We start from the raw sequence: 26,946 nt of genomic DNA on the forward strand, positions 1-26,946 counted from the left end.
TAAGCATTTTATTAAGAAGAATCTGAACCGATCAAAGCATGATTCATGCTTTGATCGACTGTGGGGCTGAACAGTCTTACTTTGATAATGATAAGGAGTCCAACATGAGTGGACATCAAGGGCATGATCATAGTCATGCTGCTGTTACAGAAGGCAATGCAAAAAAACTAACGATTGCGCTAATACTGACCATGACTTTTTTAGTCATTGAATTTATTGCAGGTATCATCACACAGAGTTTGGCATTACTTTCCGATGCTGCACATATGTTTACTGATGCTGCTGCATTAGCGATTGCTTTAGCAGCGATTAAAATTGCTAAACGCCCTGCTGATGATAAGCGTACCTTCGGTTATCAGCGTTTTGAGATTTTGGCGGCATTATTTAATGCATCTATGCTATTTTTTGTGGCGATGTATATTCTTTACGAAGCCTATCAACGTTTTACCCAACCGCCCGAAATTCAAAGTACAGGCATGTTGGTGGTCGCATCAATAGGACTCATCATTAATTTGATTTCAATGAAAATTTTGATGTCCAGTGCGACTGAAAGTTTGAACATGAAAGGTGCTTATTTAGAAGTGCTGAGTGATGCATTAGGTTCTGTCGGTGTGATTATTGGTGCTGTGATTATCTATTACACCAATTGGTATTGGGTCGATACGATTATTGCGGTCGCGATCGGTTTTTGGGTCTTACCAAGAACATGGATTTTGCTCAGACAAAGTATCAATATTTTATTAGAGGGTGTACCTGAAGAGGTTGATATTGAAAAGTTACGCACTGATCTATTGGCTTTAGATGGCGTTGAAAGTATCCATCAATTGAAGGTTTGGGCAATTACATCGAAGAATATTCATCTCACAGTACATCTGTTTGCACCTAAGGTTGATCGTAATCAGTTGCATCGTGCTGCGATTGAAATGTTATTGCATGAACATGGTATTGTCGAAGTGACTTTGCAGATCGAAGATGATGCTGAAATGAATTGTCAGCATACTCATCAACATGTTGAAGATGAACAACACACTCATTCACATCAGCACTGAGCTGATGTGAATCGGAATTTAGAGCAACGTGTTAGTTTTGCCATTCGTGATTACAGTCACGGCATTTCCAGTGCTTTTGCGCCTGCATAAAAGCCTGCATGGAAATTTTGAAATCAGGCAGATCGCGCCAGAACAGAACACCTGCAATCACACAAACACCAAATACCGCAACCGTTGCGATTTGCAGTGTTTGTCCAGCACCATTGCCAAAAATCCACATCCCAACACTAATTAACACCAGCACCAGTAAAATAAAAATAGCAGGCACTAAAAGTACCAAGCTTTTAGGTACATTTGGGCGAGGGCTGTTGGCACCTTGACTGACAGGCATAATTTTCACGCTTTGACATTTAGGGCAACGGTATTGCATAGAGGATTCCTATAGTGTTTTGGCTATTTTAGCGAAAATTATGCAAAAGCTAAAATCCTACGTTGTTCAAATACATAAACTTACTTATTTTGTACTATCTTTAAAATATTAAGTTGATTCGAGCAATCCATATCGGTCGCAGCTCGTCTAAACCTGTTGGAAAAACTACAATCAGTCATGATAATTTGTGAACTGAATGTGTTGAATAATGCGCAAGGAATCGCATGTTCCCTACCAAACTTCTAAAATTATGATTAGCTCGCATCGAAAAGGGAGAAGGTCATCTTTCGACCCAAGACAAGCTAATGTTGGTTAGCATGGAGAGTCCTGATTTAAGTGCAAATTTCTTTTTAAGATTGTTTAAAGTCTCGTTACCAAAGCAATGGAAATTCCAGCATGAGACAGATGGAGATATTCTATATACATCATAACTTATCAAATTAATTGAAAACCAATGAAACATATTTAGAAAATGGACGATTAAATTAATTTAAAAGTGTGCAACAAAAAGACGCAAATTGCGCTAAATAGCATGCTAATCTACATAAAAACAGCCAATAAGTTGATAAAACAGATTGTTGCTCATATCAAAATTGAGTTGCTGAGAAAGGGAAGAGGGAGAACATCTTGAATCGACAAGATGACAAAAAGGCAATGTTCGATATTATGCCTGCAGATATAGAATCATCAGATGAAAAACCGTCTTTATCACGTCGGTTAATCAATAAGACATTACAGCACGCACAAGATGCTGTTGAGTTTGCGAGTGATACCTCTCGTAATATTGCAGGTGTTGCAGATGCCGCCTTAGATGCCTTAGATCAAGTTACCCATCATACCAAACGTGGTGTTGAAGGGATGCGAAATACTGTTCGTGATATGGTATCAGAAACCAGTGAAGCAGCGCGTCAAGTTGCGTTGGCAATGGCACGTGCATCGTTAGGGAAAAGTAGCCTCACCTTATATTTGCCTGAAATGCTGCTCAATAATCAAATTCGGAAACGTATGGATCGTTCTGAAATTGATGATATTAAAATTGAATGTGGCAATGATCGCTTTCATATTGAATTAGATGGCCACTATCGCCGTTTCCTATATCGTCTGTCTTTAGAATTCAATGTTTTAGAATGTCGTATTGGGCAGGAAAAATATTTACGTCTTTGTCAGGTCGATGAGCATCTGGATTTACAAATTCGTCATGGTGGTACTTTAACAAATTGGGCAGCAAGACGTGTTGGTAATATCAGCTTTGAAGTGATTAATTCCTTACCAATCCCATTTTTGATCAATCACCTCATTCGTGATGTGCCAGGGATTCAAAAAGAAGGGCATCGTTTATGGTATATCGACCTTGAAGAAGCGGGTTTTATTGATTTCATTAATAATCGCTCATGGATGGTCGATAAGCTATTAAGCTTGACTGATTTTAGTATTTTGCCAGGACTTAATATTTTGCAAGAGAGCCGCGAATTGGTACAACAATTAGTTGATCAATTTGAGATCCGAGGCTTACGTGTTCAGTCTGGACGTTTAGAAGTCCAAGTTGGAATTGGAAGTGAGTAAGCAATAAAAAAGCCACTGTCAATGCAGTGGCTTTTTAGAATTTGGCGTCCCTACGGGGATTCGAACCCCGGTTACCGCCGTGAAAGGGCGATGTCCTAGGCCTCTAGACGATAGGGACTTATATGAGGCATACATCTGAAAACAATAATAAATATTGGCGTCCCTACGGGGATTCGAACCCCGGTTACCGCCGTGAAAGGGCGATGTCCTAGGCCTCTAGACGATAGGGACGTTTCAGAGGTGGGCGTATATTAGGGTGAATTGGATAGGGTGTCAAACACTTTTCCAAAGAAAATCTAAAAAAATCTTGTGAGTGTCTAAAAATAAAACATATCGTAGAATAAATAATCAAAATAAAGAAGTTAAAGTCAAATCATCAAGCAAGTTAATTTAAGTTAAATAAAAAATGCAGCCTAAGCTGCATTTTTTATTCATTATCATTTTATTTACGATCACGATAGAAAAGATAGTGACTTAAATAACACGCAGCAATAAATAATAAACATCCGATAAAGCCAGCCTGCATTTCAGGATCGTATGCCATGCTGAGACCTGTAATTAAACAGAAAACAAAACCTAAGATGGGAACGATTGGATAAAGTGGTGCAGCAAATTTTAAATCTTTTGCTGAATGTCCAGCCTTGTACCATTGACGTCTAAAGTTAAACTGACTCCAACAAATACTCATCCATACGATGACCATGGTAAATGCAGCAACACCTAGTAAATTCTTGAAAATTGTCTCTGGAGCAAAATGCTCAGATAGCAATCCGGGAATTGCGCCAAACATGGTTACCACTAGCGCAATGATAGGCGTACCACTCTTAGACAATTTTGAGAATATGCTTGGCAGTTGGCGTTGATCAGATAAAGACCACATCATGCGAGAAGCCGCATAGAGACCTGAGTTTGCAGCGGATAATAAGGCAGTAATAATCACGAAGCGAATAATATCGTCCGCATATGGAATACCGATGTATTTAAATACTGTTACGAAAGGGCTGCTACTCACTCCATCACCGCCTAGGCCAGCTATATGGAAAGGAAGTAATGCACTAATAACAACAATCGTACCCACAAAGAAAATTAATAGTCGCCAAATTGCCGCATTAATTGCTTTCGGAACATTTTCAGCTGGATTTTTGGTTTCACCTGCGGCAACACCAATGAGTTCAGTTCCAGAAAAGGCAAAGTTAACAATTAACATCGTAGTGAAAATTGGAAAAAGACCTTGTGGAAACCAACCATGTGCCGTTAAGTTATGAAATAACGGTGCTGATTCAGTGCCTTGGAATGGAATGAAACCAAAAATTGCGCATAAACCTAAAAGGATAAAGACAATAACAGTAACGACTTTGACTAATGCAAGCCAAAATTCTGATTCAGCAAAAATGCGGGTTGAACTTAAATTTAATCCTAAAATTGTAATTGCAAAAATAATGGTCCAAATCCACATCGAAATATGAGGGAACCATTCTTGCATGAGTAAGGCTGCGGCAGTAAATTCTGTACCAAGCGTTGCGGTCCATGTCAGCCAATACAGCCAAGAAATCATATAACCCGTTCCTGGGCCAATATATTTTTGAGCGTATGCGCCAAAAGATCCAGCCACAGGCATATGTACTGCGAGCTCACCTAAACAGAGCATGACCATATAGGCAATTAAACCACCTAAAAAGTAGGCAATAATTGCGCCGATAGGACCTGTTTGAGCGATGACCTCGCCAGAACCTAAAAATAAACCTGTACCAATTGCACCGCCTAATGAAAGCATCACTAGGTGACGGGTGCTCATTGCACGTTTTAATGTTTTTGATTCAGAGGTGGCATTTGAGTTGGAAGATTGCATACCACAATTTGTCCAAGCGTGGAGAAGCGGGTATTTTATGTAAAATTTTGAAATGTGCAATCTGAATGAATGAATGTTTAGTTGAAAATTATCATTTTAATTATTTTGCATAAAATATGGCGTCCCTACGGGGATTCGAACCCCGGTTACCGCCGTGAAAGGGCGATGTCCTAGGCCTCTAGACGATAGGGACTTATTGAGGCAACACAAATTGAAGTTTGGTGGAGCCAAGCAGGATCGAACTGCTGACCTCTACAATGCCATTGTAGCGCTCTACCAACTGAGCTATGACCCCAGTCTGTGTGAGCGCAATATTAGGGCGAATGCACTCACACGTCAATGATTAAACTGAATTAATTCTCACTATTTGCATCATTTTTCGGCAGTTTTAGTGATTCGTTTAATTTTTCCCAAACTTTCAGTTCTTTCTTGCTTGGCGCACCTACGATTTCTAAGGCATGACGTAAACGTGCAAAAGTCAAATCAGGACCTAGTGTTACCATAGATTGCATCACAGGCGTTGAACTCGTTGAACCCGCAATGGCTATAAAGAATGCTGGCATAAAGTCACGAAGTTTAACTTCCATTTGAGTGGCTAAATCCATCAGCGTTTGGCTGACAGTATCATTATTCCAGGTAAACTGACTTTCTAAGCGCCAAATTGCAAACTGTAAGCTTTGACGAACTTGTTCTTCGGTCAATTTTTTGCTTTCAAACTGTTCTTTACTGATTTGTGGCATGTGATTGAAATAGAAACCAGCCCAATTCACAGCTTCTGAAAGTAGATTGATACGAGGTTGAATCGCAGCCGCAATGTCTTCAAGTGTTTGACGGTCGCTTTTCCATGTTAATAGGCGATCTAGAAGTTGCCCCGGTGTTAAGCCTTTGATCCATTGACCGTTCAGCCAATTAAGTTTTTCAACATCAAAGATTGGGCCGCCCAATGAAACACGCTGTACATCAAAGTTTTCAACCATGTCCTGTAATGTGAATACTTCACGCTCATCAGGCATTGACCAACCCATGCGACCTAAATAATTCAATAATGCTTCTGGTAATACACCGATGTCGCGATAGTAGTTAATAGAAGTTGGGTTCTTACGTTTAGACAGTTTTGATTTATCTGGGTTACGTAACAATGGCATATGACATAAAGTTGGCATTTCCCAACCAAAATATTGGTAAAGCAACTGATGCTTAGGCGCTGAAGGCAGCCATTCTTCCCCACGTAATACATGGGTAATTTCCATCAAATGATCATCCACGACATTAGCAAGATGGTAAGTTGGTAAACCATCCGTTTTTAGCAACACTTGCATGTCAACTTGTGCCCAAGGAATCTCCACTTCACCACGAAGCAAATCATTAATCTTACAAATACCATCTTCAGGTACTTTCATTCGAATGACATGTGGTTCACCCGCAGCAAGGCGTTGTTGTACTTCTTCTTGTGAAAGTTTTAAGCCACGCCCATCATATTTTGGCGTTTCACCACGTGCTTGCTGCTCTGCACGCATTTGGTCTAGGTCTTCTGCTGTTGCGAAACAATAGAAAGCATGTCCTTTTTCAACCAAATCTAAGGCATATTGTTTGTAAATCCCCATACGTTCCGATTGACGATACGGCGCATGAGGGCCACCCACATCTGGACCTTCTGACCAGTTCAATCCTAACCAACGTAAAGAATCTAAAATCATCTTTTCTGATTCAGGTGTTGAACGGAGTTGATCTGTATCCTCAATACGTAAAATAAATTCACCGCCGTGCTGTTTAGCAAAACATAAATTAAATAACGCAATATAAGCAGTACCTACATGAGGGAAACCTGTAGGAGAAGGCGCAATACGGGTACGAACTTTCATAAATTATCGAAGCTTAAATTAAAATTGAAACTATTATAACGAAAAAGCCTAGTCACAGCATGACTAGGCTTATTTAAACATGTAGAGCGTTACATATTTAAAAGATCAAGATGTGTGCGGTTGAAAAATAGTCTGAACAAAGCGTGAAAAACGTTCGTGTTGGCTTGCAAAGAACGTTTGTGTTGGCGTTGTACGGATCGTATTCAACATTTTTAATTCGTCATCTGTTGAAGGCAACATGGCTGTATTACGTTTTTGTTGATCAAGCGCTTTCACAATTAACGAAGACGATTTGTCTATCATTTTAATATTATTGTTTTCTTTAATTGCGGCTGCATGTCCAACTTGAATAGAAAACACCAAAAATAAGCTTAAGCATAGTGTTTTTTTAAGTTTTGATGCTTGCACGGTAACATCCCCTTCATGACTTCGAGTCTAAAAGACTAACTAAATGACTATAGTATTGCTTTAATCATACGATTCAAACATAAATTTTAATAAAAAATATAACCATGTCACACTTTTTACAAAAAATAATAAATAAACACGCTTTTGGGTATTGTAAGCCTGATGGCTAGAATATCTTCAAATCAAATCTAACAAGCAAATGTGTAGAAAAAGTGAAGAATGATAATTTTTCTCAAAATAAAAATAACATGAATAAACACTTAGCATTTTAACTGCAATACATCCTTAATATTACGATATATAAAAAAGAATAATTTCTAAATTATTGATATAACTATTTGATTGTAAATTCTTTTTAAATAAATATAGTGGTCACAGATATACAGAAAATGAGTGAATAATAAATGAAAACAGTGATCGCCGCAGCATTGCTTGCTTTGGGTTTAATAGGTAAAGATAAATACGATATTGTTTATCCATCAATTTCGATTTTGGCTGAGCCTTCAGTTGCGATTGTAGATAAAACCGTGGATAAAGATGGTCATCGCAATTTAGCGCGCGGTTATTTAAATTTTCTTTATTCACCTTTAGGGCAGGAACTTGCGGCAAAACATTATTTCCGTCCACGTCATCCGCAAGTTGCAGCAAAATATGCGAAACAATTTCCAAAGATCAAACTCTTCAGCATTAACGATGTATTTGGTGGATGGGCAAAAGCGCAGAAAACCCACTTTGTGAATGGTGCGATTTTCGATCAAATTTATACAGACAAACAGTAAATAAATTATATGTAAAATTTGTGATTAAATATGGGAAAGCAAATACACGGAGTATTTGCTTTTTTGTTGCATAAAAAATGATAAGAAAACGGTTTTATCTATGAAAAGTTAAGAATTCTCTACAAAAAGTCGTTTGGTACTGGGATAAAACAAGGTGATAATGTGCAGTTACATTTTTAGCTATTGATCCTATTGTTATGTCGCATATTTCTGTCTTACTTCATGAAACCGTTGATGGCGTATTGGCAGGTCGCGATACTGGTATTTTTGTCGATGCAACGTTTGGTCGAGGAGGGCATACCAAGCTCTTACTTTCCAAATTGGATCAAAATGCGCGTGTTTACGCCTTTGATAAAGATCCTCAGGCACTTGAAGTTGCCGCACAGTTAGAACAAGAAGATTCGCGGTTTAAAATTATTCATGCCAGTTTTGCCGATATTCAGGCGGAATTAATAAATATTGGTATTACCGAAGTTGACGGCATTATGGCCGATTTGGGTGTGTCTTCACCACAACTTGACCAAGCAGAACGTGGGTTTAGCTTTATGCAAGATGGCCCACTAGACATGCGTATGGATAATTCTCAAGGTTTAACTGCGGCGGAATGGTTACTTGAAATCGAAGAAGAAAAATTAGCCAATATTATTTTTCAGTATGGTGAAGAGCGTTATAGTCGCCGTATTGCCAAAGCGATTAAATCGGCAGGCGAAATCACCACAACAGCGCAATTAGCTGAAATTGTTAAGGTTGCGCATCCAAAGTGGGAAAAGCATAAACATCCTGCAACACGTACTTTCCAAGCGATTCGTATCGCAATTAACAAAGAGCTTGATGATATTGAAACGTTTTTACCGCAAGCTGTAGAATTGTTGAAAGTACAAGGACAGTTGGCTGTGATTAGCTTCCACTCTTTGGAAGATCGTTTGATTAAACAATTTATTCAAAAAGAATCAACTTTAGCGGAAGATCATGGTTGGGGAATGCCTCAAGCACAGATCGATACGCGACGTTTAAAGAAAGTGTCTCGTATTCGTGCGAGTGAAGCAGAAGTAAAAGCAAATCCTCGTTCACGTAGTGCATGGTTACGTGTAGCAGAGCGTTTAGAGCAGAAAGGCAGATAATGAATAAAAAGAATGATGATGAGATCATATCTAGCAGCAAGAAAGGACTGAAAAAAGTTGTAGTGTATGCTGTGCTGATTGCGATGGTATTCACAAGCGCAATGATGGTGGTCTTTCAAGTGTTTGAATATCGTCATGATTATCGTGATTTAAGTGCTTATATGCGTGAAAGAGACGATCTGAATGCAGAATGGGGGCGCTTGCTGATTGAACAGCAAACGTTTGGTGCAACTGCGCAGATTGGCTCTCGTGCTGTTACACAATTGCGGATGTTTTCACCACCCGCAGCACAAACGGTTGTGATTTCTTTACCTATGACTTCAAAGCAAGACAAATAAGGCATGCTGTATGGCAGATAAGCGAAGTAAACCAATACGAAAAAAACAGCAGTCTATTTCTGAAAGACCGACACTTGCTTTAGACATGTGGCGATTTTATTTGCTTTGGGGTACGGTATTGCTGTGCTTTATTGTATTGATTGCACGTGCATTTTATGTGCAAGTGGTCAATAAAGACTTTTTACAAAATAAAGCGAATGCCAATATTTTGCGTACGGAACGCCTAGAAGCAATGCGTGGTGTGATTAGTGATCGCCACGGAGTGCCTTTAGCGATTAGTACACCGATCATGAAAATTGTGATTGACCCAAGAGATTATTGGGAAACGAAACAGCAATTTGATGAAATCACAGCCGAATTAAAAAAAGATCCACATAACCGAAAATTAAAACGTCAATTACCTGATAAAAACTTGAATTTGGATGAGTTGGCAGATGCGGTTGGTGTAGACCGTGCTGATCTCAAAAAGCAAATGGAAGCTCGTCCACGCTCACGTTATTTGGTACTACAAAAAGAAATTCCACCGCAGCAAGCTGACCTCATTACCAAGCGAAACTTTCAAGGGGTTTATGCTGAAAAGACGTATAAGCGTTACTATCCGCAACCACAGCCGAATGCACAAATTATTGGTTTAACCAATAGTGAAGGTGTTGGGGTTGAAGGTTTAGAAATGCAACTGAATAAACAGTTGTCAGGCGTCGATGGTGAACAAAAAATTATTCGGGATAAAAAAGGTAATCGTCTTAAAGTCTCAGAAGTGATTAAAGAAGTCGAGTCAGGTGAAAATGTCACGCTCAGTATCGACTCACGTTTGCAATATATTATGTATCGTGAATTGACCGCTGCTGGTGTTGCAAATAATGCTCGTTCGGCAACCGCTATTGCTGTAGATGTAAAAACTGGTGAAATTTTAGCAATGACCAGTTGGCCGTCATATAACCCAAATGATAAAAATGGTTTAGCCAACAAAGATGCAATGCGTAACCGTGGTGCAATCGATATGTTCGAACCAGGTTCGACGATGAAGCCATTTACTGTTGCAGCTGCCTTAGAAAGTGGCAAATACACGCCAAACACAATCGTGAATACCTCACCAGGTTCAATGAAGTTGGGATGGCATACCATTCGTGATACACACAACTATGGTGCATTAACCCTGACAGGTATTATTGTTAAATCATCTAACGTGGGTTCAGCCAAACTTGCGTTATCGTTACCTAAAGATGCGATTCCATCATTCTTCCGTCGTGTCGGTTTTGGGCATCGTTCTGATGTGAAATTCCCAGGCGAGAGCGCAGGGCTGTTGTATTCGGGTGATAAGTTGAACCCCTCTCAGTTGGGTACGATGGCGTATGGTTATGGCTTAAACGCAACCATTCTCCAAGTTGCACAAGGTTATGCGATGCTCGCAAACCATGGTGTGGAAATGCCATTAAGTCTTAGAAAATTAGATCAAGCACCCCAAGGTAAGCAAGTTCTTGATCCTAAGATTGCAGATCAAGTGTTATTGATGCTTGAGCAAGTTACTATGCCAGGTGGTACAGCTACACAGGCCAATATTCCTGGTTATCGTGTGGGTGGTAAAACAGGTACGGCACATAAATTACGAGCTGACCGTAAAGGTTATTCGAGTAATGAATATCGTGCCTTATTTGCTGGGGTTGCTCCAGTGAGTGATCCTCGTCTGGCGATGATTGTCGTCGTTGAAAATCCTCAAGGTCGTTATTATGGTGGTCTCGTTGCAGCGCCCGTTTTTGCGAGAATTATGCAAGAATCGCTACGATTACTGAATGTACCTTTAGATAAACCACTTGATACCTCTATAAAATCCAATCCGTAGGTAGATTATGTCGATTAGTTTTCAGCAGATATATCCGATTCATATCGATGCGGCTTGGTTCACTCAGCCTTTTCAAGGCTTTTGTCTAGACAGCCGTAAGATTGAAGTTGGGCAGATTTTTATTGCTTTAAGTAGTTATAGCCAACCTGAAAAAACCCGTCAATTTGCACAAAATGCGCTAAATGCAGGGGCATTGGCGGTCATTAGTGAAACAAGTTTGGGGCTTGCGAACGAATGGGTTTGCCCTGAAGTACGTTTTCTTATGGGTGAATGGCAGCAGCAATATTTACAAGCGGTCGATCCTGTAGAGTCATTACGTGGTATTGCAGTCACAGGTACCAATGGTAAAACCACGATTTCACGATTAATTGCAGAGTTAATTAGTTCGCAAGGGCAAGGCTGTGCAGTGATGGGGACAACAGGCAATGGTATCTTGCCAAACTTGACCCCCTCAACCCACACCACTTTAGATGCGCTGCACTTACAGCAGGCATTGCATGATTACGCTAAACAAGGGGCTAATTTTGTTGCACTTGAGGCGAGTTCGCATGGTCTGGAACAAGGTCGTCTGAATGGTTGTGATCTTGAGATAGCAGTTTATAGTAATTTAAGCCGTGATCATTTGGATTATCACGGTACTTTAGAGGCTTATGCAGAAGCTAAGGCGCTATTATTTAAATTTACTACTTTAAAAGTCGTTGTGATTAACATCGACGATGCACATGCAAACGTAATGCTGACTGCTGCGAAAGAGAATCCATCAAAACCGAAAGTTTTGACTTATTCTTTGACTCAAACTTCTGCGGATTATTATATTGATCATTTGCAATATCGCTTGAGTGGTGCAAGTTTTACATTGATTAGTCCAACAGGTACATTTGCGGTGCAAAGTCCATTGCTTGGACATTTTAATGTAGAAAATTTATTAGCAAGCTTGATTGCAGCAGAATATGCTGGTTTTTCGCTTGCTGATTTAGTGCAGTTTGTTCCGCAACTTAAGGGTGCCCCAGGACGAATGCAAGTCATTCAAGATGCGGATCGTCTATTTGTCGTTGATTATGCACATACACCTGATGCATTGATTCAGGTGTTAACCACGTTGAAACGTCATGTCACTGGACAATTATGGGCGGTATTTGGCTGCGGTGGTGATCGCGATCGCGGTAAGCGTCCTTTAATGACTCAGGCTGCGCTTGATCATGCTAATTCTGTAGTTCTCACCTCGGATAATCCACGAACTGAAAACCCTGAACAGATTTTTGCTGATATGAAGCAGGGAATTGATTTTGCAGAACACAGCGTACATGAAATTCATGATCGTCGTGAAGCGATTAAATTTGTGGTCGCTCAAGCTCAAGCTGGAGATATTGTCGTGATTGCCGGCAAAGGTCATGAAAACTATCAGGAAGTAGATGGCGTTCGTCACTGGTTTGATGATGTAGTCGAAGTGCAATCTGCGATTAATGCTCAGCCACATTCTGTAGATTCAGCTTATCCTGCACACTAAGGTTAAAAGGTAAATAAAGCGTATGCATACTTCAACAACCAGCACCGTTCCACTAGAACCTTGGACAGCAGAGCAATTACAACAAGCGACTCAAGGTGAATGGCATAATCATAAGATTCCACAAAGCGAAATTAAGCGTATTTTGACTGACTCTCGTCATGCTGAAGCTGGAGATGTTTTTCTTGCTTTAAAAGGCGAGCGCTTTGATGCTCATAATTTTGTAGCACAAGTGGCTGCGCAAGGTTGTGAGATTGCCATCGTAGAGCGCCCAATTGATGCAGATATTGCACAACTCGTCGTTAAAGATACACGTTTGGCTTTAGGGCATCTTGGAGCGTTTCGCCGTCAGCAAAATCCACAGTTGAAAGTGATTGCTTTAACAGGCAGTAGTGGTAAAACCACCACGAAAGAAATGTTGGGTAGTATTTTATCCCGTTTAGCACCAACCTTGATCACGCGTGGCAACCTGAATAATGATTTGGGTGTGCCGATGATGTTGCTGGAACTGCGTCAGGAGCATCAATATGCTGTGATGGAGTTGGGTGCCAGTCACCAAGGTGAAATTGATTACACCTCGAATCTGGTGCAGCCACATGTGGCGGGGATTTTGAATATTGGTACAGCGCATTTGGGTGAATTTGGTGGTCGTGAGGGCATTTGTCGCGCTAAATCAGAAATCTATTCGCATATTTTGCCTGACGGAATATCGGTTGTTCCCGCTGATGATGACTTTACAGCGACTATTCGTGAAAATGCTCAAGCTCATTCAATGTTGAGTTTTGGTGATGGTGGCGATGTGTTTGCGACAGAGGTTGAATTACATCCTCAATCAGCAAAATTCAATTTACACACTCCACAGGGTATCCGTACAGTAGATCTACCGTTTGCAGGTGCACATAATGTGCAAAATGCAACTGCTGCAACAGCATTTGCCTTGGCAATTGGGATTGCGCTTGATGATATTGTACAAGGCTTAGAACAAGCACAGGGTGCCAAAGGGCGTCTGAATTTTATTCAACACCAAAATCACTTATTCATTGATGATACTTATAATGCCAATCCAACTTCAATGCGTGCAGCAGCAGAAGTTCTTGCTCAACAAACGGGCATTAAAGTGATGGTAATCGGGGATATTGGTGAGCTTGGAAGTACAGCAGCGCAACAACATTATTTGTTGGGCCGAGATTTGGTTTCGATGCAAGGTATTCATTTTGTAGTTGCAGTGGGTGAATTCTCACCTGCCACTCAAGAAGGTGCAAGAAGCACACAATACGGTAAAAAATTACAAGCTTTTCTGAATCAGGGGCAAGCTTTGTCATTTTTAATGAGTTTAGTAGAGACACATCAACCCCAGCACATGAGTTTCCTATTTAAAGGTTCTCGCTATACCCATATGGAAACGTTGATGGCTGACTTGATGGAGAAGATTTAAATGTTGTTATGGTTATTTGAACAATTGGCAGGCTATAACAGCTCTTTCCAAGTGGTTCGTTATTTAACATTACGCTCTTTGTTGAGTGTATTAACTGCTTTGACCATTGGCTTGGCTTTAGGGCCTGTGATGATCCGTAAATTACAAGCCTTAAAATATGGTCAGGCAGTAAGCTCATTTGCTCCTGAAAATCATGCGAAGAAGATGGGAACGCCAACGATGGGTGGGATCTTAATTCTGCTCTCAATCGGTATTAGTACCTTATTATGGGCTGATTTATCAAACCCTTATGTTTGGATTGTATTGGGTGTTATGGTGGTCTTTGGTGCTGTTGGTTGGGCAGATGACTGGATTAAAGTTCGTTATAAAGATAATGCTGGTTTACCTGCACGTAAAAAATTCTTTTGGACTTCTGTAGCATCATTAGGTGCTGGTATTGCTTTATATCTAATTGCAAAACAACAAGATAATCCAATGAATACTGCAAATATGCTAGATTTGTTGATCCCATTCTTTAAGAATCTCTCCATTCCACTTTCAGCGGTGCCGTTTGGTTTAGCATTTATTGTTTTCACTTATTTAGTGATTAATGGGGCGTCAAATGCAGTCAACCTGACGGATGGATTGGATGGATTGGCAATTATGCCAATTGTCATGGTTGCAGCAGGTTTGGGTGTATTTGCCTATTTATCAGGTGATATTCGGTTTGCCAATTATTTGCATATTTCCTATGTAAAATATACCTCTGAACTGGTGGTGGTGTGTTCAGCCATGGTTGGCGCAGGTTTGGCTTTCCTTTGGTATAATGCGCATCCTGCTCAAGTATTCATGGGTGATGTCGGGGCTTTGGCACTTGGTGCGATGCTAGGTACAATTGCTGTTATGGTCCGCCAAGAAATCGTTTTTGCGATTATGGGTGGTGTCTTTGTAATGGAAGCCGTTTCTGTGTTTTTACAAATTGGTTCATTGCGAATGCGGAATAAGCGCGTTTTCTTGATGGCACCTTTACACCATCATTATGAAAAACAAGGGTGGAAGGAAACACAGGTTGTTATTCGTTTTTGGATTATTACCATTTTCCTTGTTGTGTTAGGCTTAATGACCTTAAAGTTGCGTTAAACCATGATTCAAAAAGAAGCTGGTGATCACCAGCTTTTTTTATGTTTGGAGAAAATAGATGAATTTATTGATGTGTCCTGTTTGTCGCCAATCATTGAATTTGGTTGAGCGTTCTTGGCGTTGTGAAAAAGGCCATCATTATGATGTCGCCAAACAAGGTTATGTCAATCTGCATGTGGTACAACATAAGCATAGTAAGACACCAGGGGATACTGCAGAGTCGGTATTGGCTCGTCGTGAATTTTTGCAAACAGGTGCTTATCAGCCGTTACAGCAGGCGATTGTTGAACTGTTGCAGCGGCTCACGCCGAAAACTATTTTAGATATTGGTTGTGGTGAAGGTTATTACACCAGTGCGATGCAAGCGCATACTCAACACTGTATAGGTGTGGATATTGCTAAAACAGCTGTACAACGAGCTGCAAAACTCAACTCCAAAGTCACTTGGGTTGTTGGGACGGGTGCAACATTGCCCGTACAGGATCATTCAATCGACGTATGTACTAGTTTATTTAGTCCAATTCCACAAGAAGAGATCACACGTGTTCTTCAAGGGAATGGTCATCTGATTGTGGTGACACCTGCACCTCGACATCTCTATAGGTTGCGTGAAGCTTTATTTGAGCAAGTAAATTTACACGAACCAGAAAAATTTTTAGAACAGCTAGATGATCAATTTGAATTGCAGCAACAACAGCTTGTCGAGAGTGCAATCGAGTTAGATCAACAAGCGCTAAAAAATTTGATTGCTATGACACCTTATGCTTATAAAGCGAATCCTGAACGAAGAATGATTTTAGAACAAGAACAGCATTTCTTAGTGACAGCCGCTTTTCAAATTTATGTATTCCAAAAAAGAAAGAAGCCATCAATTTGATGGCTTCTTTTAAATTTACTTATTGAATATTATTAATTAAATTTTCAATACCATCATGTTCTTTTTGGGGTGATGCTGTTTCCATCGCTGGAACAATAATTTGCTCTTCATCAGATGGTGCTGTATCTGGTAAATCTGAGAAGTCAGTTTGCGCGGAGCGAGTTGGTGCAACTGGAGCAGGACGATAAAGTGGGCGTGCCAACGGTGGGGAAGAACGATATTCTTTTTGCCCTTCATTTTTCTCCAGTTGTAACTTGTCGAATGAAATTGGATCTTTCGCGTCTTTATCGAAATGTACCCAAGCCGATGGCGTATCTTTAAGTGAATTCGCCATGAAATTTGTCCAAATTGGTAAAGCAGCAACTCCGCCGTATTCACGTCGACCGAGTGTACGAGGTTGATCAAAACCAACCCAGGCGATTGCAACTAATTTTCCATTAAAACCTGCAAACCATGCATCTTTGGCATCATTGGTTGTTCCTGTTTTTCCACCTAAATCGTCACGACCGATTTTAAGTGCTGCTCGTCCCGTACCATGCTGAATCACATCGCGTAAAATATTAGCCATATCATAAGCTGAGCTAGATTTTAAAATGCGTTGCGCTTGGCGATAATTACTATTTGTCGTTGCGGCTGTTTGAGAGTTAGATGTAATAGTTTCAGATGCGGCAGATACATCATCTAAAGTTTCATTGGTGATTTCATTTACAGCATCTTGCTCTTGAATAGCATTGGCTGTTGCATAGGCATTTGGATCACTAATACAAGGGATACAAGCGTATTCTGGATTTGCTTCATAAATTACTTTGCCTGATGCATCTTCTATTCGTTTAATAAAATGGGGCTGAATGCGATAACCGCCATTTGCAAAAGTGGCATAGCCTGTAGCCATTTGCACAGGGAGTACTTGAGGTGTTCCTAATGCGATTGTGTAGTTACGAGGAATTTGATCTTCTTGTAATCCAAAATCCATAAATAGTTGGCGTGTGCGTTCAATTCCCACAGTTTGTAATAAACGGACAGAAACCGTATTCCTTGACAAATATAATGCACGACGTAAAGGAATCATGCCTAAGTAACGCCCATCGGAGTTTTTTGGAGACCATTTACCAATACTGATGGGGCTATCGTTCACCATGCTATAAGGTGTCATACCACGTTCAAGTGCCAATGCATAAACAAATGGTTTAATAGTTGAACCTGGTTGTCTCCACCCTTGTAACGCACGGTTAAACTTCGATTGATAAAAACTATAGCCGCCAACAACAGCTTCTATGGAGCCATCATTTGGATTTAAGGCAATCAATTGACCTTGAACTTTAGGAACCTGTACTAAAGACCAAACGGTTTTGTTTTCATTGGGGCGTAATCGAATAATATCTTTCACTTTAACGATTTGTGAAGCATTCGACATAGCCCCGCCTACACTGTTCGCATTCCGATAAGGGCGAACCCATGACATTCCTGCCCAATTTACCGTAACTGTTGAGCCATCTTGCATCAAAGCATCAAAAGAATTGTTATGCACTTTTATGACTTGTGCTGGATAGGTATTTGCATATGGGACAAACTGGTTAAGAGGTTTGTCATGTGCTTCTGGTCCACGCCAACCATGGCGGCGATCATAGGCTTCTAAACCGTCTTGAATTGATTCTTCAGCGTAACGTTGACGGTTACTATCAATCGTCGTATATACCTTATATCCTGAATCAATTGCTTGCTCGCCAAAGTTTTCAACCAATTCTGAACGAACCATTTCGCCAACGTACGGGAAAACATTATTGACAGAGCGATCAATCATATTCAGGTTGATTGGCTCAGCAACAGCTTTTTGATATTGACTCTGATTAATATAGCCAAGTTGTAGCATACGCCCTAAAATCCAATTCCGGCGTTCAAGCGCGCGTTCAGGATTGACGACAGGGTTGTATTTTGATGGTGCTTTCGGTAATCCTGCAATCATTACCATTTGCGCAATGGTAAGTTGATTAATATTTTTGTTGTAATAGATTTGTGCAGCTGCAGCAATTCCGTAAGCATTTTTGCCTAAGAAGATCTTATTGACGTATGAGCTTAGAATTTCTTGTTTGGTAAGATTTTGCTCAATTTTGCGAGCGAGAAAAACTTCAGTTAGTTTGCGTTTAAGTGTTCGTTCTGGACTCAAATAATAGTTTTTTGCTACCTGCATGGTAATGGTTGAACCACCAGTTTGTACATCTGACCCTGTAATAGATTCTGTTAGTGCTCGCCCCAAGCCCTTAAAACTAATCCCATTATGTTCAAAAAATGACGAATCTTCTGCTGCTAGAAATGCATGGATAAACGCTGGTGGAATCTGTTCGTATTTCACTGGAATGGAAAGTTTGCCACCATATTCTGCAATTAACTTATTATCTGCCGTGTAAACTTGCAATGGTTTTAGTAAAGGTGCCTTTTTTAATGAACTCATATCAGGCAAAGAGGGTGCTAGATAGAGATACATGCCATAAAATCCCATTGGAAGTGAGACTAATATAATAATAAGCATCAAAAAAAATGGACGAACAATACCAGAACTGGATAGCTTTTTCATAATAAGTAAGTTTTAATAAGAGCGAATGGCAAACTAATTATGGTCAGTATATCCTTTAGCCTTACGGATTGTTAGATGAGATATTGTATCCGTATCAATTAAAGACCAAAACAAATTAGTGAGTTGTATTTTTGGGGATAAAAAAATAAATAGGAATGTACTGTGCTCAGGTTATATCGTAAACCAAATAAGGGGTTAGTGGGTGTCGATATTAGTTCGACAACTGTTAAGTTATTGGAGCTCTCTGTAAAGAACGGTAGATATTGGGTTGAAAGCTATGCTGTGATGCCACTGCCTGAAAACAGTGTCGTAGAAAAAAGCATCATCAATCCAGAAGCAGTTGGTGACGCGCTTGAAAGAGTCGTTAACCTTGCTAATCCGCATACGACGAATGTGGCTATAGCTGTGCCAACTTCAATGGTGATTAATAAAATCATTGAAATGGATGCGGATATGACAGCCGATGAACGAGAAGTTCAAATTCGTATGGATGCTGAGCAATACATTCCGTTCCCATTGGATGAAGTAAGTCTAGATTTTGAAGTCTTATCTGACAAATTAGCAAACCCAAATCGTGTAAATGTATTGTTAGTGGCAACGCGTACAGAAAATGTTGACACACGTGTAGAAGTTCTTGAGCTGGCTAATTTATCTGCAAAAATTGCTGATGTTGAAAGTTATGCCATGGAACGTGCTTTCAGTGTATTCGCAGATACTTTGCCAATAGGTGCAAACACAGTTGGTATTTTAGATATTGGTCATACTATGACCACCTTATCTGTCATGCAGAAAGGTAAAATTATCTATACACGTGAACAGGTATTTGGTGGTCGACAGCTAACCCAGGATGTTCAGAGCCGTTACGGTTTGTCTTTTGAAGAGGCTGGGCGTGCGAAAAAAGAAAGAACACTGCCTGACGACTATGATACGGAAGTGCTCGAACCTTTTTTAGATGCCGTAGTTCAACAGGCAGCTCGCTCACTTCAGTTTTTCTTTTCATCATCACAGTTCAATGAGATTGACCATATTTTATTGGCAGGTGGTAATGCTAATATTCCTGGTTTAGCCAAGTTGTTACAACAAAAACTAGGTTATCGCGTCACCATTTCCAATCCATTCTTACAAATGGGCTTTTCTCCGCAGATTGATATTAAAAAAATTGAAAATGATGCTTCCTCATTGATGGTTGCATGTGGTTTAGCATTGAGGAGTTTTGATTAATGGCAAAGATTAACTTACTCCCTTGGCGTGATGAGCTAAGAGAACAAAAAAAGAAACAGTTCGTTGCATTTTGTGCTGGGGTAGCAGCATTAGGGGTAGTATCGGTTTTTTCTGGGTGGATGTACTTTGACCATAAGTTGAATGATCAAGAACAGGCAAATCAGCTAATTGTAAGTACTAACCAGAATTTAGATACTCAACTTAAGTCATTAGATGGTTTGCAAGAACAACGTAATGCAATCATTGAGCGTATGAAGTTGATTCAAGGCTTACAAGGACAGCGTCCTATTACAGTGCGTTTGGTTGATGAGCTAGTGCGAGTAACACCACCTACAATGTATTTGACAAAATTTACCCGTACAGGTGATAAATTTACCATTGAGGGTAAAGCAGAAAGTCCAAATACCGTTGCTGAGCTTTTGAGAAATCTAGAAGCTTCACCTTGGTATCGTAACGCGTTTATGAATTCTTTCTTGGCGGCAGATGATAAAAAAGATAAAACAACAAGCTCTTTAGTTCCTCGAATCGAAGAAAATTATGGTAGTTTTCTGGTTACTGTCGATTTGGGAGAGATAGGGACAACAGCTGAAGCTGACTCAACTTTAGAAGCAGCAGCATCAGGGACAGCAGGGGTGACAAAATGAACTTAGAGAAATCTGATGATTTAAATCAAGAAGTCGCTGTTGTAAAGAAAAAGAAGATGACGTTCGAGCAATTTTTCCAACAGTTTAATACGTTGGATATGAATAATTATGGGGGGTGGCCTCTATCTGTAAAAATCACTTGTTGGATTTTCGTTTTTCTAGCAGTTATTGCTCTAGGATATTTTATTGTCATTAAAAAACAACTTGACAATATAACCAGCGCGCAAGCCCAAGAGCAAAATTTATTAAATGAATTTAAAGAAAAAGATTCTAAATTACGTAATTTGCAGCAATATCAAGCTCAATTACAAGAAATGGAAGCAAATTTCAATCAACAATTAGAACAACTGCCGAAAGAAACTGAAATTCCAAGTTTAGTTGAAGATATTAATTTAACTGGTGTGAACTCTGGATTGAAGTTTAAAAATATTCGCTTAGAAAATGAAGTAAAGCAAGAGTTTTTTATTGAACAGCCAATTAGTATTGAAGCAACTGGTGATTATCATGCGTTTGGTGCTTTTGTAACAGGGATTGCTGCGTTACCTAGGATTGTGACATTGCATGATTTTGTTGTTGAGGCGAAGGAAGATTCTCAGAGGAAATCTGATATTCCTGTAATTAATTATTCAATCAACGCTAAAACATATCGATATATTAGTTCTGATGAGCAAGTTGATGTTCAATCCGCTACAAGTGCACCTGCACCTGCTCAAGGAGGTCAGCGCTAATGAATAACTACAAAATATTATTTTCCTTATTAATAGTTATTAGTTTAACAGCTTGTGACTCTCGTATCGATGCTGTAAATCAACAAATGGCAGACATACGAAATCAACAGCCATTACCAATTGAGCCAGCTCCAGTATTCACCCCTGTACCATTATTTAATTATTCGGCTCATCAGTTGAAGAGTCCATTTATGCCGAGTTCGCTAGCTGCGGAATTAAAAATTATGGCCGGGAAGCGGGTTTATCCTAATTTGAATCGTCAACCTCAACCTTTAGAAAGTTATGCTTTAGAAGCATTAAACATGAAAGGAAGTATGCGAGGTAAAATGAATGAAACAATTGCTTTAATCCAAACGCCAGATAAACAAATTGAGCGTATACAGATTGGTAGCTATTTGGGGATGAATCAAGGACGTGTAGTTAAAATTAGCCCTACACAAATTGATTTAATAGAAATTGTGCCAGATGGGCGAGAAGGTTATGTTGAGAGACCGCGTACGCTCGTTTTAATTGGTCCGGTATCGTGAGATTAAGGGAATAACAATGAAAAAGCAGTTAAAAAGTTCTTTATTTGGGGAAGTCAAGACCATGAATCATGCATTCCGTCAATTTTCAATGGGTGTAGTGGCTATTGCAATTATGCAAGCTGCATCTGCACAAGTGAGTATGACGAATATTGTTCCAATGAGTTTGGCTGATCAAGGTACAGAAATTCGTGTGATGTTTAATGGATTGCCTCCACAACCGCAGGCATATCAATTGGAAAAACCTTCTCGATTGATTTTAGATTTTGATAAAACGCAACAAAATTTGAAACAGGCATCAATACCAGTATCAACTAATGAAGCATCAACAATTGATGTTGCAGCTGATGATCAGCGTTCACGTCTAGTTATTAATTTAAAGGAAGCAGGAGCTTTTACTACACGTGTTGAAGGGAACACGTTTATTCTTAAAATAAATGCAGTTCAACCAGTAAATACTATTCGTAATGGTACGGTTGTCAGAAAACCACAGCAAGGTGTATCAAATATTGGTTTCCAGCGCGGTAAGGATGGCGAGGGGTTGGTTGTTATTGACCTGTTGGGAAATAACACACCTGTCGATGTACAGCAGCAAGGTAGTAAGATTATGGTGCGAACAATGGGGAACAAAATTCCAGCCCATTTGGCGCGTCGTCTAAATACCAATGATTTTGCCACCCCTGTAGCAAGTGTTGACGCCTATAATGAGAAAGGAAATGGTGTGATCACCATTCAGTCTGCTGGTAGTTATGAATATATGGCTTACCAAGCGGAAAATAAATTAACGATTAGTCTTAAGCGCCCAGAAGATAAATCTTCTCCGAAAGCTAAAGCCCAAGTCTATACTGGGAATAAAATTTCATTAGATTTTCAAGATATTGAGGTGCGTCGAGTTCTGCAGCTGTTGGCTGATTTTACAAGTATAAATATGGTGGCAGCTGATACCGTACAAGGTAATATTACGCTGCGGTTGAAAGATGTGCCTTGGGATCAAGCTTTAGATATTGTTCTTAAGACCAAGAATTTAGATAAACGTCGTAATGGCAATGTAATGTGGATTGCCCCAGTCTCAGAATTAATAAAATCTGAAGAAGAGGAGGCAAAAGCTATTGCACAAAGTATTAAGCTTTCTCCAATACAAACAGAATATATTAAGTTGAGTTATGCAAAAGCTGCTGATGTACTCAAATTAATTGAAGAGTCTCGTGATGGTAAAGGTGGAACATCCAATAGAACAGCTAACTCTGACTCATTAGCTTTAGAAAGTCTATTAAGTTCTCGTGGCAGTGCTGTGGCAGATACACGTACAAATACTTTAATCATTAATGATACTGCACTAAATATTGATAAAATCCGAAAATTGATTGATTTGTTAGATGTGTCAGTAAAACAAGTCATGATAGAGGCACGTATTGTCAGTGCAAGTACCGACTTTACTAAAGAGATGGGGGTGAAGTGGGGGGTGCTTTCTCAGGGTATTACCAATAATAGTAATTTGTTGGTGGGTGGTAGCGATACCACTTTGTGGAACCTGCGTGAACCAGAAAAAGATTCCGAAACAGGTGGTTATAAATATACGATTGAACGCCCTGATAACCTGAATGTTGATTTGGGAGCGGTAACACCTGGCGCAAGTCGGATTGCATTTGGTTTGATTAGCCTGTCTGATTTTATGCTAGATTTAGAGTTGTCTGCTGTTCAAGCTGATGGTTATGGTGAAGTAATTTCAACACCGAAAGTAATGACTGCGGATAAGCAATCAGCAAAAATAGAATCAGGTACAAAAATTCCATATGCTTCTTCAAGTGGTAGTGGTGCAAATGCAGTGCCTAAAACTGAGTTTATCGATGCGACATTAAGTTTGGATGTAACGCCTAGTATTACGCCAGATGGTAAGGTGATGATGAAATTAAATATCACTAAAGATGCACCAAGCACACCAACACCTACAGGTCAATTAACAATTAATAAAAATTCAATTGATACCAATGTATTGGTTGATAATGGTGAAACTGTAGTATTAGGCGGAATTTTTGAACAGGAAAACCTTACTAATCAGACCAAAGTGCCTTTCTTGGGAGATTTACCCTATGTTGGGAAATTATTCCGTCGTGATTCAAAAACAGATAAGAAACGTGAACTACTTATTTTTGTGACACCGAGAATTGTTAATGACACTTTGACTAGAAATCATTAATATATTTTGAATAATCGCAATTAATATAGGTGGCGCGTTGCAGGGCAAAGCGTTTGAAACCCTACCAAATATTTATTTGGTAGGGCCAATGGGGGCAGGGAAAACAACAGTTGGTCGACATTTAGCAGAATTGTTGGGACGTGAATTCATTGATAGTGATCATGAAATTGAGCGTAAAACAGGTGCTACAATCCCTTGGATTTTTGAAAAAGAGGGTGAATCTGGTTTTCGAGCACGTGAAACTAATGTGTTAAATGACCTAACTGCACGTTCTGCCCTTGTTTTGGCGACTGGTGGTGGTGCGGTAACACAATCGGAAAATCGAAAGTTTTTAAAACAGCGAGGTATCGTTGTTTATCTATATACTCCTGTAGAGCTTCAGCTACAGCGAACTCATCGCGATAAGAATCGTCCATTGTTGCAAGTAGAAAACCCAGAAAAGAAATTAAGAGATTTGCTAACTGTGCGAGATCCACTTTATCGTGAGGTTGCACATTTTATTGTTGAAACAAATCAGGGTGCAGCGCGAGACTTAGCGCAAAAAATTCTACAGCTTATTTTATCTAAACAAATTTAGTAATTTTCTTGTTGGTCTAATTTTATGCAAACACTACATGTTGAATTGGGTGATCGTCGCTATCCTATTTTTATTGGAAGTAATTTAAATCCCAGAGATTTGCTAGCGCCATATATTCATGGTCGACAAGTGATGTTGGTTTCCAATACAACCGTTGCACCATTATATTTGCAACATTATGTTGATGGATTGCGCCAGTTAGATAAACAGATTGCACAATGTATTTTACCCGACGGTGAGCAATTTAAAGACATTGAACATTTGAATTTAATTTTTGATGCGCTTTTGGAATCAGGTTTTAATCGTGATTGCACAGTGCTTGCATTAGGTGGTGGAGTCATTGGTGATATGGCTGGTTTTGCATCAGCTTGTTTCCAGCGCGGAGTGAATTTTATTCAAGTACCAACTACATTATTATCTCAAGTTGATTCAAGTGTGGGTGGGAAGACAGGAATCAATCATCCTTTAGGTAAAAACATGTTGGGTGCGTTTCAGCAACCTCAAGTTGTATTAGCGGATATGGCACAGCTTGATACTTTACCAGACCGTGAACTTTCTGCTGGTTTGGCTGAAGTGATTAAATATGCATTACTAGGTGATGTGGATTTTCTAGTATGGTTAGAACAGAACATGGATGCGCTTGTTGCACGTGATGCGAATTTACTCGCAGAAGCAGTCTATCGCTCATGCGCACATAAAGCTAGAATTGTGGCTAATGATGAAAAAGAGCAGGGTGAGCGTGCACTTCTAAATTTAGGGCATACTTTTGGGCATGCAATCGAATCCTATCTAGGTTATGGGGTATGGTTACATGGTGAAGCTGTTGCAACAGGTATGGTCATGGCGGCAGATTTGTCACACCGTCTAGGTTGGATATCTGCTGAAGATGTTGAGCGTACAAAAAGAATTATTCTACGTGCCCATTTACCGATATCATGTCCACAGATTCCACTCGACGAATTTTTGGTTTATATGTCGCATGATAAAAAAGTACTCAATGGCCAATTACGTTTGGTTTTACTTAAAAAGTTAGGCCAGGCCATCATTACCAAAGATTTTGATGTGGATTTAATGAAGCAAACGATTCTTGCGAACCAATCTTCATAATCAATATATTGAGAAAAATATGCTTATTTCTAGATCAATCTGGCAAAATATTCAACAATACAGCTGGCTCACGCTTGCAATTGTATGCTTGATTGCTGCATTGGTCTTTTGGGGAATTACTGATGGAGATGCTTTGGTTGAGGTAGATCAACCAGCTAAAACTGAAGTTCAAATTCAACCTGAAAAAGTGACTGCAACTGCTCATCTAGGTGCCTTTTCTAATGAGGTGAAGCCGCTAGATTTAACAACCAGAGTTGTTGTTTCTAATGAGCATGCACCAGAATTTCGTGGCACTAAATTTATTAAAGAAAATCAGCAAAAATGGACGATGGAAATTTTTCGAAGTTCAGATGAAGCAATTGTTAAAAATTTTTTGTTGAGTCGATTAGATCGGAAAAAGTTTATTTATTTCCGCTTAACTGGTGAGGATCAGGCAGAACAATATGTTCTTGCTTATGGTATGTCACCGAATATGGAGGAAGCAAATCGTCAGTTTGCTCAATTGAATTTGGTACTTCCGCAATCCGTGCAACCTAAAGCCCAGCAATTATCAAAATATGCAGAGTTTGTGAATGATTTAGGGTTTGATGAATTAAAAACAGCGACAAATCAGCTTTATGATATTCAGTTGAAACCCGCAGCGCTACCTAAAGTGGACGAGAGTTTGTTGGCTACAGGGGCGGTGGTTTCACAAGGTAGTTTGGGTGTTAGTTCAGAAAAGCCAGCAGTTGATCCTGCAATAGCAACTCAGACAACAGTCACACAGCGTGATGCTCAAGGTAATGTGGTAAACGTCAAACAAAGCCAATCTTCAACACAAAACCCTGAAAAATTGAAAGAAAATTCAGATTCTTCCAAACGCGATGTGGTAGATCCATTTAATTAGTATTGCACTAATTTTGAGCATTATTGGCGCTTTTTTAAGGCGAGATGACTCATTTTAGTGCAAAAAAACCTGATAAGATATAGCTTTAGCCTATTATAAATTAAGGTTATTTTAATTTTTTTAATGATTTAGTAAATTTATAATTAATTGGTATGTTTTTTGCATCCTTGTGGTGCTAATTTATCTGCTCATTGCACTTTTTCACACTAAACACCCAGTTAATTTAGTGAAATGGAAAGTTTTTGTGCTTTACAAACATTGGTGAAGGTGTAATAACTGAAAACACTTTATATGCTTGAGTACGCTGTTTCTTCTTAAAGAAAGGCGTATATTGCAAATCCGCCAGGAAAAATGTTTTTGCGAAGCATTGAACTTT

The 26,946-nt window shown here is 39.5% G+C and carries 21 protein-coding genes, 4 tRNA genes and 2 pseudogenes; 18 read left to right on the forward strand and 9 right to left on the reverse strand.

Annotated elements, in window-relative coordinates; genetic code table 11:
* Positions 1 to 104: 104 nt before the first annotated feature.
* Complete coding sequence (locus CDG59_RS03785; protein ID WP_087543695.1) at positions 105 to 1,049, forward strand: cation diffusion facilitator family transporter; 945 nt, start codon at positions 105 to 107, stop codon at positions 1,047 to 1,049.
* A gap of 31 nt (positions 1,050 to 1,080) precedes the next feature.
* On the opposite strand, the gene CDG59_RS03790 is transcribed toward CDG59_RS03785, so the two are convergent.
* Complete coding sequence (locus CDG59_RS03790; protein ID WP_005156642.1) at positions 1,081 to 1,419, reverse strand: hypothetical protein; 339 nt, start codon at positions 1,417 to 1,419, stop codon at positions 1,081 to 1,083.
* Positions 1,420 to 2,046: 627 nt separating this feature from the next.
* Here CDG59_RS03790 and CDG59_RS03800 point away from each other — a divergent pair.
* On the forward strand, positions 2,047 to 2,982 hold the full coding sequence (locus CDG59_RS03800; protein ID WP_004660107.1) for a hypothetical protein: 936 nt from the start codon (positions 2,047 to 2,049) through the stop codon (positions 2,980 to 2,982).
* A 42-nt stretch (positions 2,983 to 3,024) separates the two neighbouring features.
* Here the strand turns inward: CDG59_RS03800 and CDG59_RS03805 are convergent.
* From CDG59_RS03805 to CDG59_RS03835, 7 genes are all read right to left on the reverse strand, one after another.
* Positions 3,025 to 3,100, reverse strand: a tRNA-Glu gene (locus CDG59_RS03805).
* Positions 3,101 to 3,137: 37 nt separating this feature from the next.
* Positions 3,138 to 3,213: transfer RNA gene (locus CDG59_RS03810), tRNA-Glu, on the reverse strand.
* 211 nt (positions 3,214 to 3,424) lie between these two features.
* Positions 3,425 to 4,831: an amino acid permease gene (locus CDG59_RS03815; protein WP_087543697.1), complete on the reverse strand. Its 1,407-nt coding sequence runs from the start codon at positions 4,829 to 4,831 to the stop codon at positions 3,425 to 3,427.
* Positions 4,832 to 4,948: 117 nt separating this feature from the next.
* Positions 4,949 to 5,024: transfer RNA gene (locus tag CDG59_RS03820), tRNA-Glu, on the reverse strand.
* A gap of 26 nt (positions 5,025 to 5,050) precedes the next feature.
* A tRNA-Ala gene (locus CDG59_RS03825) sits at positions 5,051 to 5,126 on the reverse strand.
* 58 nt (positions 5,127 to 5,184) lie between these two features.
* Complete coding sequence (gene gltX, locus CDG59_RS03830) at positions 5,185 to 6,693, reverse strand: glutamate--tRNA ligase (protein ID WP_087543699.1); 1,509 nt, start codon at positions 6,691 to 6,693, stop codon at positions 5,185 to 5,187.
* A 105-nt stretch (positions 6,694 to 6,798) separates the two neighbouring features.
* The gene (locus CDG59_RS03835) at positions 6,799 to 7,044 is read right to left on the reverse strand and encodes a DUF4179 domain-containing protein (RefSeq protein ID WP_372616323.1); all 246 of its coding nucleotides are present in this window, start codon (positions 7,042 to 7,044) and stop codon (positions 6,799 to 6,801) included.
* Between the two features lie 482 nt (positions 7,045 to 7,526).
* Between CDG59_RS03835 and CDG59_RS03840 the strand changes: the two are divergent.
* The 8 genes and pseudogenes from CDG59_RS03840 to CDG59_RS03875 form a co-directional block, all read left to right on the forward strand.
* Positions 7,527 to 7,880 (forward strand): annotated as a pseudogene (locus tag CDG59_RS03840) (sulfate ABC transporter substrate-binding protein); the annotation flags it as partial.
* A 197-nt stretch (positions 7,881 to 8,077) separates the two neighbouring features.
* Complete coding sequence (rsmH, locus tag CDG59_RS03845) at positions 8,078 to 9,001, forward strand: 16S rRNA (cytosine(1402)-N(4))-methyltransferase RsmH (protein WP_087543703.1); 924 nt, start codon at positions 8,078 to 8,080, stop codon at positions 8,999 to 9,001.
* A complete protein-coding gene (gene ftsL, locus CDG59_RS03850; protein ID WP_004660120.1) occupies positions 9,001 to 9,339 on the forward strand; it encodes a cell division protein FtsL in 339 nt (112 codons plus the stop codon). The genes rsmH and ftsL overlap by 1 nt, the downstream gene beginning before the upstream one ends.
* A gap of 10 nt (positions 9,340 to 9,349) precedes the next feature.
* Positions 9,350 to 11,183, forward strand: a pseudogene (gene ftsI, locus CDG59_RS03855) (penicillin-binding protein PBP3).
* 3 nt (positions 11,184 to 11,186) lie between these two features.
* Positions 11,187 to 12,686 (forward strand): UDP-N-acetylmuramoyl-L-alanyl-D-glutamate--2,6-diaminopimelate ligase, encoded by a 1,500-nt coding sequence (locus CDG59_RS03860; protein WP_087543705.1) that lies wholly within the window; start codon positions 11,187 to 11,189, stop codon positions 12,684 to 12,686.
* A 22-nt stretch (positions 12,687 to 12,708) separates the two neighbouring features.
* Positions 12,709 to 14,118 (forward strand): UDP-N-acetylmuramoyl-tripeptide--D-alanyl-D-alanine ligase, encoded by a 1,410-nt coding sequence (locus tag CDG59_RS03865; RefSeq protein WP_087543707.1) that lies wholly within the window; start codon positions 12,709 to 12,711, stop codon positions 14,116 to 14,118.
* Positions 14,119 to 15,237: a phospho-N-acetylmuramoyl-pentapeptide-transferase gene (mraY, locus tag CDG59_RS03870; RefSeq protein ID WP_004660135.1), complete on the forward strand. Its 1,119-nt coding sequence runs from the start codon at positions 14,119 to 14,121 to the stop codon at positions 15,235 to 15,237. It abuts the gene before it with no gap.
* Between the two features lie 58 nt (positions 15,238 to 15,295).
* The gene (locus CDG59_RS03875; protein ID WP_087543709.1) at positions 15,296 to 16,114 is read left to right on the forward strand and encodes a putative RNA methyltransferase; all 819 of its coding nucleotides are present in this window, start codon (positions 15,296 to 15,298) and stop codon (positions 16,112 to 16,114) included.
* A gap of 19 nt (positions 16,115 to 16,133) precedes the next feature.
* Here CDG59_RS03875 and ponA read toward each other — a convergent pair whose 3' ends face one another.
* Positions 16,134 to 18,686 carry a penicillin-binding protein PBP1a gene (ponA, locus tag CDG59_RS03880; RefSeq protein ID WP_087543711.1) on the reverse strand — a complete coding sequence of 851 codons (2,553 nt, stop codon included), beginning with the start codon at positions 18,684 to 18,686 and terminating at the stop codon, positions 16,134 to 16,136.
* A 162-nt stretch (positions 18,687 to 18,848) separates the two neighbouring features.
* Here ponA and CDG59_RS03885 point away from each other — a divergent pair, with 162 nt between their 5' ends.
* From CDG59_RS03885 to CDG59_RS03920, 8 genes are read left to right on the forward strand one after another with little or no spacing between them, the layout of a single operon-like run.
* Positions 18,849 to 19,907, forward strand: coding sequence for a pilus assembly protein PilM (locus tag CDG59_RS03885; RefSeq protein WP_087543713.1), 1,059 nt, complete (start codon positions 18,849 to 18,851; stop codon positions 19,905 to 19,907).
* Positions 19,907 to 20,551, forward strand: coding sequence for a PilN domain-containing protein (locus CDG59_RS03890; protein ID WP_087543715.1), 645 nt, complete (start codon positions 19,907 to 19,909; stop codon positions 20,549 to 20,551). The genes CDG59_RS03885 and CDG59_RS03890 overlap by 1 nt, the downstream gene beginning before the upstream one ends.
* Complete coding sequence (locus CDG59_RS03895) at positions 20,548 to 21,279, forward strand: type 4a pilus biogenesis protein PilO (protein WP_087543717.1); 732 nt, start codon at positions 20,548 to 20,550, stop codon at positions 21,277 to 21,279. Before CDG59_RS03890 ends, CDG59_RS03895 begins: the two co-directional genes overlap by 4 nt.
* The gene (locus CDG59_RS03900; RefSeq protein WP_087543719.1) at positions 21,279 to 21,806 is read left to right on the forward strand and encodes a pilus assembly protein PilP; all 528 of its coding nucleotides are present in this window, start codon (positions 21,279 to 21,281) and stop codon (positions 21,804 to 21,806) included. Before CDG59_RS03895 ends, CDG59_RS03900 begins: the two co-directional genes overlap by 1 nt.
* A gap of 16 nt (positions 21,807 to 21,822) precedes the next feature.
* Entirely contained in the window at positions 21,823 to 24,000 is a 2,178-nt protein-coding gene (gene pilQ / locus CDG59_RS03905; protein WP_087543721.1) for a type IV pilus secretin PilQ family protein, read from the forward strand.
* Between the two features lie 10 nt (positions 24,001 to 24,010).
* Positions 24,011 to 24,577: a shikimate kinase AroK gene (gene aroK / locus CDG59_RS03910; RefSeq protein WP_087535970.1), complete on the forward strand. Its 567-nt coding sequence runs from the start codon at positions 24,011 to 24,013 to the stop codon at positions 24,575 to 24,577.
* A 24-nt stretch (positions 24,578 to 24,601) separates the two neighbouring features.
* Positions 24,602 to 25,684: a 3-dehydroquinate synthase gene (gene aroB / locus CDG59_RS03915; RefSeq protein ID WP_087543723.1), complete on the forward strand. Its 1,083-nt coding sequence runs from the start codon at positions 24,602 to 24,604 to the stop codon at positions 25,682 to 25,684.
* A gap of 19 nt (positions 25,685 to 25,703) precedes the next feature.
* Positions 25,704 to 26,570, forward strand: a complete 867-nt coding sequence (locus CDG59_RS03920) for a hypothetical protein (RefSeq protein ID WP_087543725.1) — start codon at positions 25,704 to 25,706, stop codon at positions 26,568 to 26,570.
* The last annotated feature ends 376 nt before the right edge of the window (positions 26,571 to 26,946 follow it).

The sequence above is a fragment of the Acinetobacter sp. WCHA29 genome (assembly GCF_002165335.1).
GTDB lineage: Bacteria > Pseudomonadota > Gammaproteobacteria > Pseudomonadales > Moraxellaceae > Acinetobacter.

Coding starts and splice junctions, on each gene's coding strand:
- CDG59_RS03785 (WP_087543695.1), top strand. CDS start 105: ATGAGTGGACATCAAGGGCATGATCATAGTCATGCTGCTGTTACAGAA.
- CDG59_RS03790 (WP_005156642.1), bottom strand. CDS start 1,419: ATGCAATACCGTTGCCCTAAATGTCAAAGCGTGAAAATTATGCCTGTC.
- CDG59_RS03815 (WP_087543697.1), bottom strand. CDS start 4,831: ATGCAATCTTCCAACTCAAATGCCACCTCTGAATCAAAAACATTAAAA.
- gltX (WP_087543699.1), bottom strand. CDS start 6,693: ATGAAAGTTCGTACCCGTATTGCGCCTTCTCCTACAGGTTTCCCTCAT.
- rsmH (WP_087543703.1), top strand. CDS start 8,078: ATGTCGCATATTTCTGTCTTACTTCATGAAACCGTTGATGGCGTATTG.
- ftsL (WP_004660120.1), top strand. CDS start 9,001: ATGAATAAAAAGAATGATGATGAGATCATATCTAGCAGCAAGAAAGGA.
- CDG59_RS03860 (WP_087543705.1), top strand. CDS start 11,187: ATGTCGATTAGTTTTCAGCAGATATATCCGATTCATATCGATGCGGCT.
- CDG59_RS03865 (WP_087543707.1), top strand. CDS start 12,709: ATGCATACTTCAACAACCAGCACCGTTCCACTAGAACCTTGGACAGCA.
- mraY (WP_004660135.1), top strand. CDS start 14,119: ATGTTGTTATGGTTATTTGAACAATTGGCAGGCTATAACAGCTCTTTC.
- CDG59_RS03875 (WP_087543709.1), top strand. CDS start 15,296: ATGAATTTATTGATGTGTCCTGTTTGTCGCCAATCATTGAATTTGGTT.
- ponA (WP_087543711.1), bottom strand. CDS start 18,686: ATGAAAAAGCTATCCAGTTCTGGTATTGTTCGTCCATTTTTTTTGATG.
- CDG59_RS03890 (WP_087543715.1), top strand. CDS start 19,907: ATGGCAAAGATTAACTTACTCCCTTGGCGTGATGAGCTAAGAGAACAA.
- CDG59_RS03895 (WP_087543717.1), top strand. CDS start 20,548: ATGAACTTAGAGAAATCTGATGATTTAAATCAAGAAGTCGCTGTTGTA.
- CDG59_RS03900 (WP_087543719.1), top strand. CDS start 21,279: ATGAATAACTACAAAATATTATTTTCCTTATTAATAGTTATTAGTTTA.
- pilQ (WP_087543721.1), top strand. CDS start 21,823: ATGAAAAAGCAGTTAAAAAGTTCTTTATTTGGGGAAGTCAAGACCATG.
- aroB (WP_087543723.1), top strand. CDS start 24,602: ATGCAAACACTACATGTTGAATTGGGTGATCGTCGCTATCCTATTTTT.
- CDG59_RS03920 (WP_087543725.1), top strand. CDS start 25,704: ATGCTTATTTCTAGATCAATCTGGCAAAATATTCAACAATACAGCTGG.